The sequence below is a fragment of the Thioalkalivibrio sp. AKL6 genome, assembly GCF_000376905.1.
Classification (GTDB): Bacteria; Pseudomonadota; Gammaproteobacteria; order Ectothiorhodospirales; family Ectothiorhodospiraceae; genus Thioalkalivibrio; species Thioalkalivibrio versutus.
Window position 1 is genome coordinate 248,401 of sequence record NZ_AQXS01000008.1, and the last position, 13,469, is coordinate 261,869.

9 protein-coding genes are annotated in these 13,469 nt (G+C 67.5%); 6 read left to right on the forward strand and 3 right to left on the reverse strand.

Going from position 1 to position 13,469, the window contains the following annotated elements; translation table 11 throughout:
- Positions 1-64 precede the first annotated feature (64 nt).
- From D575_RS0104310 to D575_RS0104325, 4 genes are read left to right on the forward strand one after another with little or no spacing between them, the layout of a single operon-like run.
- Positions 65-706 carry a TetR/AcrR family transcriptional regulator gene (locus tag D575_RS0104310; RefSeq protein WP_018144684.1) on the forward strand — a complete coding sequence of 214 codons (642 nt, stop codon included), beginning with the start codon at positions 65-67 and terminating at the stop codon, positions 704-706.
- Positions 707-722: 16 nt separating this feature from the next.
- Positions 723-1,169 (forward strand): cytochrome c, encoded by a 447-nt coding sequence (locus D575_RS0104315; RefSeq protein ID WP_018144685.1) that lies wholly within the window; start codon positions 723-725, stop codon positions 1,167-1,169.
- A 7-nt stretch (positions 1,170-1,176) separates the two neighbouring features.
- Entirely contained in the window at positions 1,177-2,316 is a 1,140-nt protein-coding gene (locus D575_RS0104320) for an efflux RND transporter periplasmic adaptor subunit (protein ID WP_018144686.1), read from the forward strand.
- Positions 2,313-5,402, forward strand: coding sequence for an efflux RND transporter permease subunit (locus tag D575_RS0104325; RefSeq protein WP_018144687.1), 3,090 nt, complete (start codon positions 2,313-2,315; stop codon positions 5,400-5,402). The genes D575_RS0104320 and D575_RS0104325 overlap by 4 nt, the downstream gene beginning before the upstream one ends.
- Positions 5,403-5,415: 13 nt before the next feature.
- Here D575_RS0104325 and D575_RS0104330 read toward each other — a convergent pair whose 3' ends face one another.
- Entirely contained in the window at positions 5,416-6,495 is a 1,080-nt protein-coding gene (locus D575_RS0104330) for an EAL domain-containing protein (protein ID WP_018144688.1), read from the reverse strand.
- Positions 6,496-6,611: 116 nt separating this feature from the next.
- Here D575_RS0104330 and msrB point away from each other — a divergent pair, with 116 nt between their 5' ends.
- Positions 6,612-7,010, forward strand: coding sequence for a peptide-methionine (R)-S-oxide reductase MsrB (msrB, locus tag D575_RS0104335; protein ID WP_018144689.1), 399 nt, complete (start codon positions 6,612-6,614; stop codon positions 7,008-7,010).
- 54 nt (positions 7,011-7,064) lie between these two features.
- On the forward strand, positions 7,065-8,264 hold the full coding sequence (locus D575_RS0104340) for an MFS transporter (protein WP_018144690.1): 1,200 nt from the start codon (positions 7,065-7,067) through the stop codon (positions 8,262-8,264).
- Positions 8,265-9,216: 952 nt separating this feature from the next.
- Here the strand turns inward: D575_RS0104340 and D575_RS0104350 are convergent.
- Both D575_RS0104350 and D575_RS0104355 read right to left on the reverse strand, forming a co-directional pair.
- Complete coding sequence (locus D575_RS0104350) at positions 9,217-12,357, reverse strand: efflux RND transporter permease subunit (protein WP_018144691.1); 3,141 nt, start codon at positions 12,355-12,357, stop codon at positions 9,217-9,219.
- A complete protein-coding gene (locus D575_RS0104355) occupies positions 12,354-13,466 on the reverse strand; it encodes an efflux RND transporter periplasmic adaptor subunit (RefSeq protein WP_018144692.1) in 1,113 nt (370 codons plus the stop codon). Before D575_RS0104355 ends, D575_RS0104350 begins: the two co-directional genes overlap by 4 nt.
- Positions 13,467-13,469 lie beyond the last annotated feature (3 nt).

The window sequence follows — 13,469 nt, forward strand, 5'->3', positions numbered from 1 at the left end:
TTGCAGCGCTCCCATAAACTTCATACAGTATGCATTATTATCAAGAAAGCGAGTGATTACTTGCATGAAGCGCAAGTCGGGTGAAGAGCGACGCGAGGAAATCGTTCGGGCATTGCTTGACCTCACGGCCGAGCGCGGTACCCGGGAGATTTCCACCCAGGCCATTGCCGACCGGGTGGGGATCGCCCAGCCCACGATCTTCCGGCATTTTCCGACCCGCGACGCCATCTTCCGCGCGGCCCTGGATTCCATTGGCCGCAAGCTCCTGGACGTACTCACACCGATGCTCTCCGGACGAGGGCCAGCCGACGTCCGTCTGCGCAAACTCCTGAGCCGGCAATTGCGGTTCATCAGTCGCCGAAAGGGGCTGCCTCGTCTGATCTTTTCCGAACGCCTGCATCTGGAAGACCCCGAGCTGAAGGCCGTGGTCCGCGACATCATCGACCGCTATACCGCGCGGCTGGAGGAACTGCTCCGGGACGGCGTCCACCAGGGATGCTTTCGCCAGGACCTGGACACGGCCGAGACCGCGCGCCTGATCGTGGCGCTGATCCAGGGGCTGGTCATGCGCTGGTCGCTCTCCGACTTCGAGTTTCCGCTTGACCAGCAGGGCGACGTGCTTTGGCGCCTGCTGGAGCCTGCATTGCGGGCACCGCAGGGCCAGCCAGCTCAGGCATCCGGCCCGCACGCGAACACGTCCGACTAACCCGAGGAGACTGGATATGCTTTTCCCCCGAGCCACAAGCCGTACCGCCCTGGTCGTCACGATTCTCGCCGTTCCCCTGGCCAGCACTGCGGCGGCCGATACCTTTCAGTCCGTGATGCAAGGGCTCGCGGACGAGATGAACCGGGTGCAGTCCGCGCTGTTCGTCGAGGACTTCGACACCGCCACCGAGGCAGCCGAGGCGATCGCGGATCATCCGAAACCCTCGCTCGGCGAGCGGCGGCGTGTCCTGTCGGCAGTCGGGTCGCGAATCAGCGAGTTTCGTGCGCTGGACCAGCGGGTGCACGAAACCGCCAAAGGGCTTGCCAACGCGGCGCGGGACCAGAATCTGGACCAGTCCATCCGCTACCACGGCAGGCTCGTGAATGCCTGCATCGCCTGCCACAGTGCATTCCGCGAGGACGTGGTCAGCGCCCTGTCCCCGGAAAATGCGCCGGAACGCTGAGCAGCACATGAACGCCTCCCGCACCTCATCCAGACGCCGTGGCCTTCGGCGGACCCTGGGCCTCCTCGCATTGGCCGGGGTGGTGATCGTGACGGCCTGGAGCGCGACGGACCGGCTGTCGGAAAGGTTTTCCCCCGAGGCCGCGCGCGCCGCGCCACCGCCGGCCGTCACCACGATCTCCGCGGAACCCACGCGGGCCACGTTTTATAGCCCTGCGTATCGGGGCAGCATTGAGACCCACGAAGAGGCGACCATCTCGGCCCGGATCACCGCCCGGGTACTGGAAAGCCCCCTGAACGCCGGCGACCGGGTCGAAGCGGGTGAAGTCCTGGTGCGCATGGATACCGACGAGACGCGTCTGGAGGTCCGCCAGAGAGAGGCCGCGGACCAGCGCCTGGATGGGGAACGGGCCACCGCCCAGCGCAACCTCGATCGCCAGCAGGACCTCTTTGCCCGGGATCTGATCCCGGAAAGCGAACTCGACGACGCTCGCCAGCGCGTCGCCACACTGGAAGCCCAGCTCCGGGAGAACCGCTCCGCGCTGGAACTGGCCCGCAAACGCCTGGAATACACAACGGAGCGGGCCCCCTTCACCGCCCAGGTGCAGCGCACCCATGTCCGCCCCGGCGACCTGGCCGTTTCGGGCACGCCCCTGATCGAGCTGGTCGGCCTCGAGGGCCTGCATGCGGTCCTGCGCGTCCCGGAGCGCGACACCCTGCTGCTCGAGCCCGGCCTGGACGTCGAGCTGACCATCCCCGCCCTGGAACATACCGTGACGACCCGGCTGGACCGGGTCCATCCCACACTCGACCCCAGCCGGCGGAGCGGGCGCTTCGAGACGCACCTGACCGACCCACCGGAGGGGCTGCGCCCCGGCATGGCCGTACAGGCACGGGTCGTCCTGGATCACCTGGACCGGGTCATCCGGGTGCCGGCTCACGCGGTGCGGAGCGACACCGATAACCAGTGGGTCTATCGGCTGGAAGACGGACGCGCATACCGCACGGAAGTGGTGACACGGTCCTTGCCGAACGGAGAACAGGCGATTCTCGAGGGCATCGAGCCGGGTGACCGCATCATCGTGACGCCGGATCGCCGGATCCGGGACGGGGGGCCCGTGCACGCCGTGGACGACAGCCCCCGATGACCTGGGTCGAAGGCCTCCTTCGGTACCGGCACACGGTACTGGCCCTTCTGGCGGCCGCCCTGATCCTGGGCCTGCAGGCGCGCTTCGATTTGCCCGTCCAGCTGTTTCCCGATACCGATCCGCCGACCGTCACGGTCATCACGGAATACCCCGGCATGGCGGCCCTGGATGTCGATCGCGAACTCACACGCCTGCTGGAGGAGGAGTTTGCCAGCCTCGATGGCGTCACCCGCATCCGTTCCTCCAGCCAGACCGGCCTGTCCGTGGCACGGGTGGAATTCGACTACGGCATCACCAGCGCCCTCGCCGCGGTGGACGTCCAGAACGCCGTCGGCCGGTTGCGCCCGGACCTGCCCGCCACCATCGAAGAACCGCAGATTCTGGAGTTCTCCACCGCCGACAAGCCGATCATCACCATCGCCCTGACCAGCGACACATTGCCGCTCGACGCGATCCGCGAACAGGCCGATAACGCCGTCCGCGAAACCCTGGAGTGGATCCCAGGTGTCGCCGCGATCGACGTGGTCGGCGGACACAAAAGGGAACTTCATGTTGCGCTCGATCCCGAACGCACCGAGGCCCTCGGGATCGATATGTCCCGGGTACTGGAGGCCCTCGACGACTGGAATCTCATGGCGCCGGGCGGTCGTGTCCGCATCGGTGAGCTCGAGAGTGTGGTGCGGTTCGATGCGCCGCTGCGAAGCGAGGCCGATGCACGCGAGATTATCCTCATCGCAGACGGCGATACGCGTGTACGCCTGGGCGATATCGCCCGCGTCCGTCTGGAGCCCGGCGAGCCCCGCTCGGCCTACCGTCATGACGGCCGGGCGGCGATTGCCGTGCAGGTGCTGCGGCGGGACGATGCCAACACCGTGGAGGTGGCCGCGCGCGTGCGCGAGGCGCTGGGACCCCTGCGCGACGCCACGCCCGAACTGGACATCGTCGTCGCCGACGATGATTCGGTGTTCACCGAGAAGGTCATCGCCGACATGACACAGACCGTGATGATCGCCATCGCCCTGACGATGGTGATCGTCCTGCTGTTTCTCGCCGACCTCCGTCAGGCCGGGATCATCGCCCTCTCGATTCCGGCGGCGTTCCTGGCGACCTTCGGCCTGATGCAACTGGCCGGCCTGGATCTGAACATGGTCACCATGTCGGCGCTGATCCTGGCCATCGGCCTGCTGGTCGATGACGGCATCGTGATCCTCGAGAACATCCACCGCCACCTGGACGAAGAGGGCCACCCCCCGCGCCAGGCGGCCATCGAGGGGGTCGGCGAGGTCTTCGGCGCCAAGCTGGGCGGGACACTGACCACGCTCGGCGTACTGCTGCCTCTCACGTTCATGGGCGGCTTTGTCGGCGAGCTGTTCCGTCCGCTGGCGCTGACCCTGGCGTTCGCCCTCGGCGCGTCGTTCGTGATGGCCGTCACCCTGATCCCGCTGCTGGCCACCTACTGGCTGCGCCCTGCAACGTCGACCACCACCCCGCGCTGGAGGGAGACCCTGGAGGCGCCGGCGCGAGGGGTCCGCAACCTCTATCTGGACGTCCTTGCCCTGGCACTGCATCGTCCGCTGGCGACGCTGGTGGTGGCGGTCATGCTCCTGGCACTCAGCCTGGGCATGCTCCGCATGACCGGAAGCGAGATGCTGCCGCGTTTCGACTCGGGCAGCTTCCAGGTTCTGGTCGACATGGCGCCGGGAACCCGGCTCGACACCACTCTGACAACCCTGGAACCCGTCGAGCGGTATCTGGCCGAACATGAATACGTCGTGGATGTCAGCAGCCAGTTCGGCCACGAAGCCGGCGCCCGCTCGATGGGCGACCGCGGCGCCATGGGCGTCAATCAGGCCGAGATCACGGTGACGCTGCTGCCGCGGACGCAACGTTCCCTCACACAGTGGGAGATCATGAACGACGTGCGCCAGCGCCTGGAGGCCACCCCGGGCGTGACCCTCGCCGTGCCCCGGGAACTCGGCGGCACCGCGCGCTCGTCAACCGCCGCCCCGATCATCGCCCGGATCAGTGGCGAGCAGGCGCAAATCCTGGACCACACGGCGAGCGAGCTGCTGGACTATCTTGCCGGCATCCCCGGCATTACCGACCTGTACAAGGACTGGGCCCTCGACACCCCCGAGGTGCGGGTCCGGGTCGACCATGACCGCGCGGCCGAGCTCGGCCTCACCGGCACCGCGATCGCCCGCGCGGTGCACCAGGCCATGGACGGGGCCGTGGCCACACGCTTCCGCCAGCCGCCGAAGCGGGATCTGGACGTGGTCGTGCGCTACCAGGTATCGGACCGCCGCTATCCGGAAGACCTGGAGGGCATCCTGCTGCCCACCCGCGAGGGCCCGATCGCCCTGAGCGAGGTCGCAAGCCTTGAACACACCCTGGGTCCACGCATCGTCACGCGGGAAAACGGCCAGCGGACCCTGGACATCCTCGGCTTCCACCTGGGGCGTCCACTGTCCGAGGTGGTAGCCGACGTCCAGCAGCGCCTGGACAGCTTCACCGCCCCCGACGGCTATCCGGCGACGCTGGCCGGCGAGCAGGCAGACTTCGACGAGGCGCGTGGCCACATGATGCGGGCGCTGCTGCTGGCCACCCTGGCCGTCTACCTCCTGCTGGTCGTGCAGTTCCGCAGCTTCGCCCACCCGGTCATCATCATGGCCGCCATTCCGTTGCAGTTCATCGGCGTAGTCGCGGCACTGCTGATCGCCGGAAAGTACGTCTCCATGCCGGCGCTGCTCGGGATCATCCTGCTGATCGGCATCGTGGTGAACAACAGCATCATCCTGCTCGACCTGGCCCGGCGCCGACTGGCCGAGGGCCGGGACGTTTACGCCGCCGTGACCGAGGCGGTGGAAACCCGCATGCGCCCCATCATGATGACCGCCCTGTCCACCATCGCCGGGATGCTGCCGCTGGCCCTGGAGATGGCCGTCGGGGCCGAACGTTTCTCGCCGATTGCCACAGTGATCATCGGCGGCATCCTGGCTGCGACCGTTCTGACGCTGGTGGTGATTCCGGCCCTGTTTGTGCTTCTGCACCGATTCGGCCCCATGACCGCCAACGCCCGGGGGTAGAACGGATGGGCAGTCAGGACTCCGGGTGGTTCGGCAGCGGCGGCTCCGCGGCCGGGCGCGCGAACAGGTAGCCCTGACAGAGATCCACGCGTTCCTTGAGCCAGCGCCATTCGTCCACAGTCTCCACGCCCTCGGCCACCACCCGGATATCCAGATCCTTGGCCAGCTCGATGATCTTTTCGAGGATCTTCTGCTGGTAGATGTCCTGGTCGATCCCGCTGACCAGTTCGCGGTCGATCTTCACGAAATCCGGGCGCAGTTGCGACAGCATGTTGAGCGATGCGTACCCCGCCCCCAGGTCGTCCAGGGCGACCTGGAACCCGGCGCGGCGATAGCGCTCGACGATCCGCGACAGGTGCTCCATGTCGTTGACCTGGTCGCTCTCGATCACCTCGAACACGAAGCCGGCGGGCCCCGGCTGGCCCGGCACGCGTGACATGATCTCGCGCACGGTCGTTTCCAGGCAGAAGGCCGGGTCATAAATCGCGGTCGGGTTGAAGTTGATGAACAGATGGCTACGGACCCCGCGCTCACTGGCACGACGGATGGCATTGATCCGGGCGGAACGATCCAGATGGAACAGCAGCTCGGCATTGCGCGCCGTCTTGAACAGGTCCAGCGGCGGGATGATGTCGCCGCCCGGTGTGGAGGCGCGCACCAGGGCCTCGTAGGCAAAGACCTCGGTGGGGTTCGCGGCATGCACAATCGGCTGGAAGTGGAAGTCCAGGGTGTCGTTGGCCAGGATCGCGGAGAGATCGCGCGCGTTGTGCCGCGCAATCAGCGTGGACAGCAGGTGGGTGTCCTGCAGATGCGCCAGCCCGAAGTCCTCGCCTTCCGGCACGAAGGTCGCGCGGCAACCGGCCTGCTCGGAGCTGCTCAGGGCCTGCTCCAGCCGCACCAGCATCTCGCCCAGCCCGCCGGCACCCTTGACCGGCAGGGCCAGGATGCCCGAGCTCGGCTCTGCGCAGGGCAATTGCTCGTCCACCATGCGTTGGCGCAGGGCCGCGCGGGTGTGCGCCAGCACCGGTGCCAGGTAAAGAGTGCCGGAGGCCGCCGGCAGCAGATCGATACGTTCGCAATCGGGACAACCCACGACCACCTCCAGCGGTCCAGTCTTTGGCCACCCGGCCGAGAACCGGGGATAATTTTCCCGGTCCACCGGAAGACCCATTCTCGGTTCGCAAACAATAGCATCAACCCGGAGATTGCATGAGCTCATCCCAACGCCCGACCGACGCCGAACTGCGCGACCGCCTGACACCGGAGCAGTATCACATCGCCCGCGAGGGCGGGACCGAGCGGCCATTCACCGGCGCCTACAACGAGCACAAGGCCGACGGCCTCTATCACTGCGCTGCCTGTGGCGCGCCGCTGTTCGATTCCGCGGCCAAGTTCGACTCCGGTAGCGGCTGGCCCAGCTACACGGCCCCCGTGTCCGCTGCCGCCGTCGACGAACACCGCGACCGCGCGCTGGGCATGGAGCGCACCGAGGTCCGCTGTGCCGCCTGCGACTCCCACCTGGGCCACGTCTTCCCCGATGGCCCGGCGCCCACCGGATTGCGCTACTGCATCAACTCGGCGGTGCTCGAGTTCCATCCGCGCGGCTGACCCAGTTACCCGAACCGGGCCATGAGGCCCGGGCCCAATGCCGAAAGGAATCTCATGTCCGGCCAGACCACCCCGCGCGAGCGCGCGAACGTCCTGATCCTTGCCCTCGGCCAGGCCCTGTTCCTGATCGCCGCGGTGACCGTGATGACCCTGAGCGGCGTGGTCGGCGAGCGCCTGGCCAGCGACCCGTCGCTGGCCACCCTGCCGGTCGCCGCCATGATGATCGGGACCCTGGTCACCACCCTGCCGGCCTCGCTGTTCATGAAGCGCTTCGGGCGGCGCACAGGCTTCCTGCTGGGGGCGGGCGTCGGCGGCTTCGGCGGGGCGGCAATCGCCGCGGTCGGGGTATTCGCCGAGGCCTTCTGGATTTTCGTGCTCGGCAATCTCCTGCTGGGCGCCTACCAGGCCTTCGCGATGTACTACCGTTTCGCCGCGGCGGATGTCGCCAGCGACGCCTTCCGCCCGCGCGCCATCTCCCTGGTCATGGCCGGGGGCGTGGCCGCAGCCTTCCTCGGCCCGTGGAACGCCCACCATGCCCAGGCCCTGCTGCCACAGACGCCGGAAGCCGGTCCCTACCTGCTGCTCGGGGCACTCGCCCTGCTGGCCATGCTGCTGCTGGCCTGGCTGCGCGTACCCGCACCCCCGGCAGCAGAACGTGCCGTATCCCGTCCCCTGCGCGAGATCATGCCCCGGGGCCGCTTCATCGTTGCGCTGACGACGGCCGCCCTGGGCTACGCGGTGATGATCCTGCTGATGACCGCAACCCCGCTGGCCATGCGCCAGGCCGGCTTCGACATGGGCCAGGTTGCCCTGGTGATGCAGTGGCACGTGCTCGGGATGTTCGCCCCCTCCTTCGTCACCGGCCACCTGATCACGCGTCTCGGACTTACGCGGGTGCTGGCGCTGGGCAACGCGCTGGTGCTGTTCAGCGTGGCCACCGCCGCGCATGGCGACACCCTGGGCCACTTCTGGCTGGCGCTGTTCCTGCTGGGGGTCGGCTGGAACTTCCTGTTCATCGGCGGCAGTACCCTGCTGACCACGACCCACACGGCCGGCGAAAAGGGCAAGGTCCAGGGCGTGAACGACCTGACGGTGTTCGCCCTGGTGACCACCGGCTCCCTGCTGGCCGGCGCGCTGCTGCGCCCGCTGGGCTGGGATGGCCTGAACCTGGCGATGCTGCCGGTGATCGCGGTACTGACCGTCGCCATCCTCTGGCTCTGGCGCGACGACGCCCGCGCCCCGGCACGCGCCTGACGCGACTCTTCGCGCCGGTTGGACCCGGCAAGCGGCCGGATGATCCGTGGGCCCGAGTGGTCATCCGCTGGTTATGCTGCCTTTTACGCACAACCGGCGTTGTTCTGGCTGGCCCTGGTTCGGCATCCAGTGTTTACGGTGGCTCCGGTCCACATACTGCCAGGCGCTGACTCGCCAGCGCGCCGCGAGGTACTTCTTTGCTCGTGCAAAGAAGTACCCAAGAAACACGCCCGACTGCCGCGACCCCGGCCCGCGCAGCGGTCCGGGGTTTCCCTCGCTCCGAGGGTTTTCGCGGGCGGCGCTGAACTCGCTACGCTGCGCTTCGCTCAGACATCCAGCGCCTTGAATCCCGCGAAAACCCTCTCCACTCGGCGCGACGACAACGGGGAGGTAGATCAAACAACGGCTGGCCTGACAATTGTGCTCATGGATAAAGGCTAGGTCTTCGAACATCCTGGGCACGCTCGGCCCCTGGCCGTTGCGTGCCGCGCCCGCAGAGCGGGCGCCGGGGGGCGTAGGATGCCGATGAGCGTAGCGAATCGCATCAGGGTGTCGCACGGCGTGGGGAACGGTGCGTTTCGCTGCGCTCAACCGCACCCTACGGGATACCGTCTGTTTTGACCTTCTCCTCCCGTATGAAGCCCCTCGCGGAGGGCGTGATGGGCCGGACCGTTTTCTACAAATTCGGGGCGCTGGATGTCTGAGCGAAGCGCAGCGTAGCGAGTTCAGCGCCGCCGGCCCAGCACGTCCGGAGCGAGGTTCCCGGGCAGAATCCGGGGGCCCTTCTTTAGGTACTTTCTTGGGCAAGCAAGAAAGCACCTCGCGGTGCGCTCGCGAGAGAGCGCCTGGCAGGCGGCCAGACGAAAGCACCGTAAACACCAGATGACGAACCCGGCCTAGCCACAATCCTCGACGGCAGCAGTCCGCAGCCGTCTACCGAAATCCTGAGCGATCAGGGCGCGGCGCGGGCGCCCCGGCGCTCGCCGTCGACGTCATCGACCTCGGCGTCGAGGTCGTGCAGGCGGCGGGTGGTCGCCAGCGGCGAGGTCGTTCCGCGGGCGACCAGGCGATAGGCCGCCGGAATCACGAACAGCGTGAACAGCGTGGCGAACAGCACGCCGGAGAACACCGCTACCCCGATCACGAAGCGCGTCTCCTCGCCCGGACCGGAAGCCAGGATCAGCGGGATCGAACCGGCCACAGTGGTCAACGCGGTCATCAGGACCGGCCGCAGACGCATGCGCGAGGCCTCGAGGATCGCGGTATCGAAATCGCGCCCGCGATCGCGCAGCTGGTTGGCAAACTCCACGATCAGGATGCCGTTCTTCGCTGCCAGCCCGATCAGCATGACCATGCCGATCTGGCTGTAGATGTTCAGCGTCTGACCGGTAACCGTCAGCCCGATCAGCGCCCCGACCACCGCCAGCGGCACCGTCAGCATGATCACCAGCGGGTGCACGAAGCTCTCGAACTGCGCCGCCAGGACCAGGAACACCACCAGCAGGGCCAGCGCGAACACGAACAGGATGGCCTCGGAGCCACTGCGCAAATCCAGCGACTCGCCCTTGTAGTCGATCCCCGCCTCGGCCGGCAGCAGCTCGGCCGCCTTCGCGTCCAGGGCGTCCAGGGCCTCGCCCAGGGTCATGCCGTCACGCAGCCCGGCGGTCAGGGTCACCGCGCGCGAACGGTTGTAGCGCTCCAGCGACGACGGACCGGCCTGCTCCTCGTAGGTCACCAGGCTGGACAACGGCACCATCGAGCCAGAACTGGAACGCACGTAGAGGTTGTCGATATCCCCGGGCGTGCGGCGCTGGTCGGCCAGACCCTCGATGATGACGTCGTATTCCTCGCCACGGTCGACAAAGGTGGTCACATCGCGGCCGCCCAGCACGATGTCCAGCGTGCGCCCAACATCGCGCATGGAAACGCCCAGGTCCCCGGCCCGATCCCGGTCCAGACGCACGTTGAGCTGCGGCTGGGTGGGCTCGTAGTCCAGGTCCACACGGGTCAGGCCGTCGATGCCCTCGGCGGCCTCGCGCATGATCTCGCCCCATTCCTCGAGTTGATCGTAATCCGGCCCGGAGATGACAAACTGCACCGGCGGACCGATACGGCCACTCGATAGCCCCTGACGCATGATCACCCGCGCCTCGACTCCCGGCATCTCGTCGATGATGCCGCGGATCTGGTTGATGACCTCCTGGCCCGAGACGTCACGGTCATCCCAGTGCTCCAGGATCGCGATCACGAAGCCATTGTTCATCAGCTCCGAACCACCAAAACCGCGCGGCGTGCGCACCAGTGCACGGCGAATCGGGCCATCCTCGATCAACGGCTGGATGCGTGCCTCGACCTCGGCCATCTGCCGGCTCATGTACTCGAAGTTGGCACCCTCGGGGCCATCCACCAGCACGAAGAAAGATCCGCGGTCCTCCTGCGGGGCAAATTCTTCGGGCAGTTCCGCGAACAGGTACCAGCCACCCGCCAACACGGCGGCGAGGAGCGGCAAGACCAGCCAGGAGCCCTTGAGCCCCTTCGCCAGTATCCGACCGTAGCCAGCCTCCAGCGCGGCAAAGCCGCGGCCGATATAACGCGCCACGCCGGTCTCGTCGTCGCCCTTGTGCATGAGGCGCCCGGCCAGCACGGGGGCCAGGGTCAGTGCCACGATGCTGGAGAAAAACACGGCAATGGCCATGGCGATGGCGAACTCGGTGAACAGCTGGCCCACCGTGCCGTCGAGGAAGGCCAGCGGCACGAATACCGCGATCAACACGGAGGTCGTCGCGACGATCGCGAAGCCCACCTGCCCGGCGCCGCGATAGGCCGCCAACAGTCCCGGCTCGCCGCGCTCGATGCGCCGGTGGATGTTCTCCAGCATCACGATCGCGTCATCCACGACCAGGCCGACCGCCAGCACCAGCGCCAGCAGGGTGAGCAGGTTGACCGAGAATCCGAACAGGCTGATGCCAATGAAGGCCGCGGTGATCGCCACCGGGACGGTCACCGCCGGGATCAGGGTCGCGCGCCAGCTGCCCAGGAACAGGTAAATCACGAACACCACGGCCGCGGTCGCCACCGCCAGGGTGATGTAGACCTCGCGGATCGCGCCCTCGATGAATACCGATTCGTCGTAGGTGGTCACCAGCGAGGTGCCCTCCGGCAGGGAGCCCTGCAGGCTGGCCGCCATGGCCTTCACGCCGTTGGCCACCTCCAGCACGTTGGCGTTGGACTGGCGGATGATCCCCAGCCCGATCATGTCCTCGCCATTGCCGCGGAACTCGCTACGTTCGGTATCCGCGCCCACGTTCACCTCGGCGACATCGCCCAGGCGCACCAGTTGTCCGCCCTCGCCACGCTTCAGCACCAGACCGGAGAAATCCTCGGGCGTGCGGTACTGGCGCTCCACGCGCACGGTGAATTCGCGCTCCAGCGAATCCAGGCGCCCGGCCGGCAATTCCACGTTTTCCTGCTGCAAGGCGTCAGCGATGTCGGTCACGGTCAGCTCGCGCGCGGCGAGGGCCTCGCGGTCGACCCAGATACGCATCGCGTAGCTGCGGGCGCCGCCCCGGCGCACCAGGCCCACGCCATCGACCACCGAGAGGCGGTCGATCAGGTTGCGCTCGGCGTAGTCCGCCAGCTCCAGCGCATCCATCGTGGTGCTGGCAAGGTTCAGCCACAGGATCGGGTTGGAATCGGCATCCGCCTTGGTCACCTCGGGCGGGTCGACTTCGTCGGGCAGATCGCCCAGTACCCGGCTGACCGCCTCGCGCACGTCATTCGCGGCGGCGTCGATGTCGCGACTCAGATTGAACTCGATGGTGATCCGCGAGCGCCCGTCCTCGCTGGAGGACTGCATGAAACGGATCCCCTCGATCCCCGCGATGCGGTCCTCGATCCGCTGGGTCACCTCGCGCTCGATGATCTCGCCACTGGCGCCCGGATAGATGGTGTCCACCGTCACCACCGGCGGATCGACATCCGGATACTCGCGCAGCGGCAGGCTGTCGTAGGCGATCAGGCCGAAGGTGATCAGCAGCAGGTTGAAGACAATCGCCAGCACCGGCCGGCGATTGGCGACGTCCGAGATAATCATGTGTCGGCCCCGGCCTCGCCGTTGCCGTTATCGGAATCCGGTACGCGCGGCGGGAGCACTCGTACTTCCCGCCCGTCACGGACCCGCGAGACCCCTTCGGAGACCACGGTATCCCCCGGCTCCAGGCCATCCAGCACCTCGGCGTAGCCCGGGTCGCGGCGGCCAATACGGATGCGCACGCGCTCCACCGTGCCGTCGTCGCGCAGCCGGAACACGAAGTGCTGATCGGCGACCTGCTGGATGGCCCCCTCTGGCACCCCCGGGCGTTCGACCGGGTCCAGCGGCAGACGGATGTTTACCAGCATGCCGGGGCGCAGCAATAGATCGGGATTCTCGACCAGGGCGCGCACGGTCAGGGTACGGGTAGCCACGTCCAGACGATTGCTGACCGCCGCCACCTGCCCCGCGAACTCTCCGCTCGCGCTGCGGCCCGCGACTTCCATACCCAGACCGATGGCGGCGGCATGGCGCTCGGGCACGGCGAAATCGACTTTCACCACCGATACATCATCCAGCTCCACGATCGCGGTACCCGGACTCACCAGGGAGCCGGGGCTGACCTGGCGCAAGCCCAAACGGCCACTGAACGGAGCCCGGATCACCCGGTTCGCGACCCGCGCCTCCGCTGCCGCCAGGCGGGCCTCGGCCTCGTTCAGCCGCGAACGCTGTTGATCCACCTGCTGTTGCGTGACCACGCCATCGGCCACCCGGTCGCGCACGCGCTCCAGCTCGCGCCGGGCCTCGTCCACCTGCACGCGGATCTCGCGTACCGCCGCGCGTTCTTCGTCGGCGTCCAGGCGAACCAGCACGTCGCCGGCCTCGACCGCATCGCCATCATCGAACAGGATCTCGACCACACGCTCGGTCACGCTCGCGGTCACCACGACCGACTCGTTGGCCTCCACCGTGCCCAGGGATTCGACCATGGTCTCGAAGGTGCGCGGAGCCACCTCGCTGACCCGCACCGGCGTGCGCTCGTCGCGTTGGGACGCGGCGGGGGCATCGCCTCCCTCGTCACGGGCGCCATCCTCGGGGCCGAACGCAAACCAGGCCGCGGCCACGATCGCCACAACCAGGACCAGCCCCAGGAACCCGCCTATCGCCTTCACTTG

Excerpts from the sequence above, each read along its gene's own strand:
- D575_RS0104315 (WP_018144685.1), top strand. The coding sequence starts at position 723 with ATGCTTTTCCCCCGAGCCACAAGCCGTACCGCCCTGGTCGTCACGATT.
- D575_RS0104350 (WP_018144691.1), bottom strand. The coding sequence starts at position 12,357 with ATGATTATCTCGGACGTCGCCAATCGCCGGCCGGTGCTGGCGATTGTC.
- msrB (WP_018144689.1), top strand. The coding sequence starts at position 6,612 with ATGAGCTCATCCCAACGCCCGACCGACGCCGAACTGCGCGACCGCCTG.
- D575_RS0104340 (WP_018144690.1), top strand. The coding sequence starts at position 7,065 with ATGTCCGGCCAGACCACCCCGCGCGAGCGCGCGAACGTCCTGATCCTT.
- D575_RS0104325 (WP_018144687.1), top strand. The coding sequence starts at position 2,313 with ATGACCTGGGTCGAAGGCCTCCTTCGGTACCGGCACACGGTACTGGCC.
- D575_RS0104310 (WP_018144684.1), top strand. The coding sequence starts at position 65 with ATGAAGCGCAAGTCGGGTGAAGAGCGACGCGAGGAAATCGTTCGGGCA.
- D575_RS0104320 (WP_018144686.1), top strand. The coding sequence starts at position 1,177 with ATGAACGCCTCCCGCACCTCATCCAGACGCCGTGGCCTTCGGCGGACC.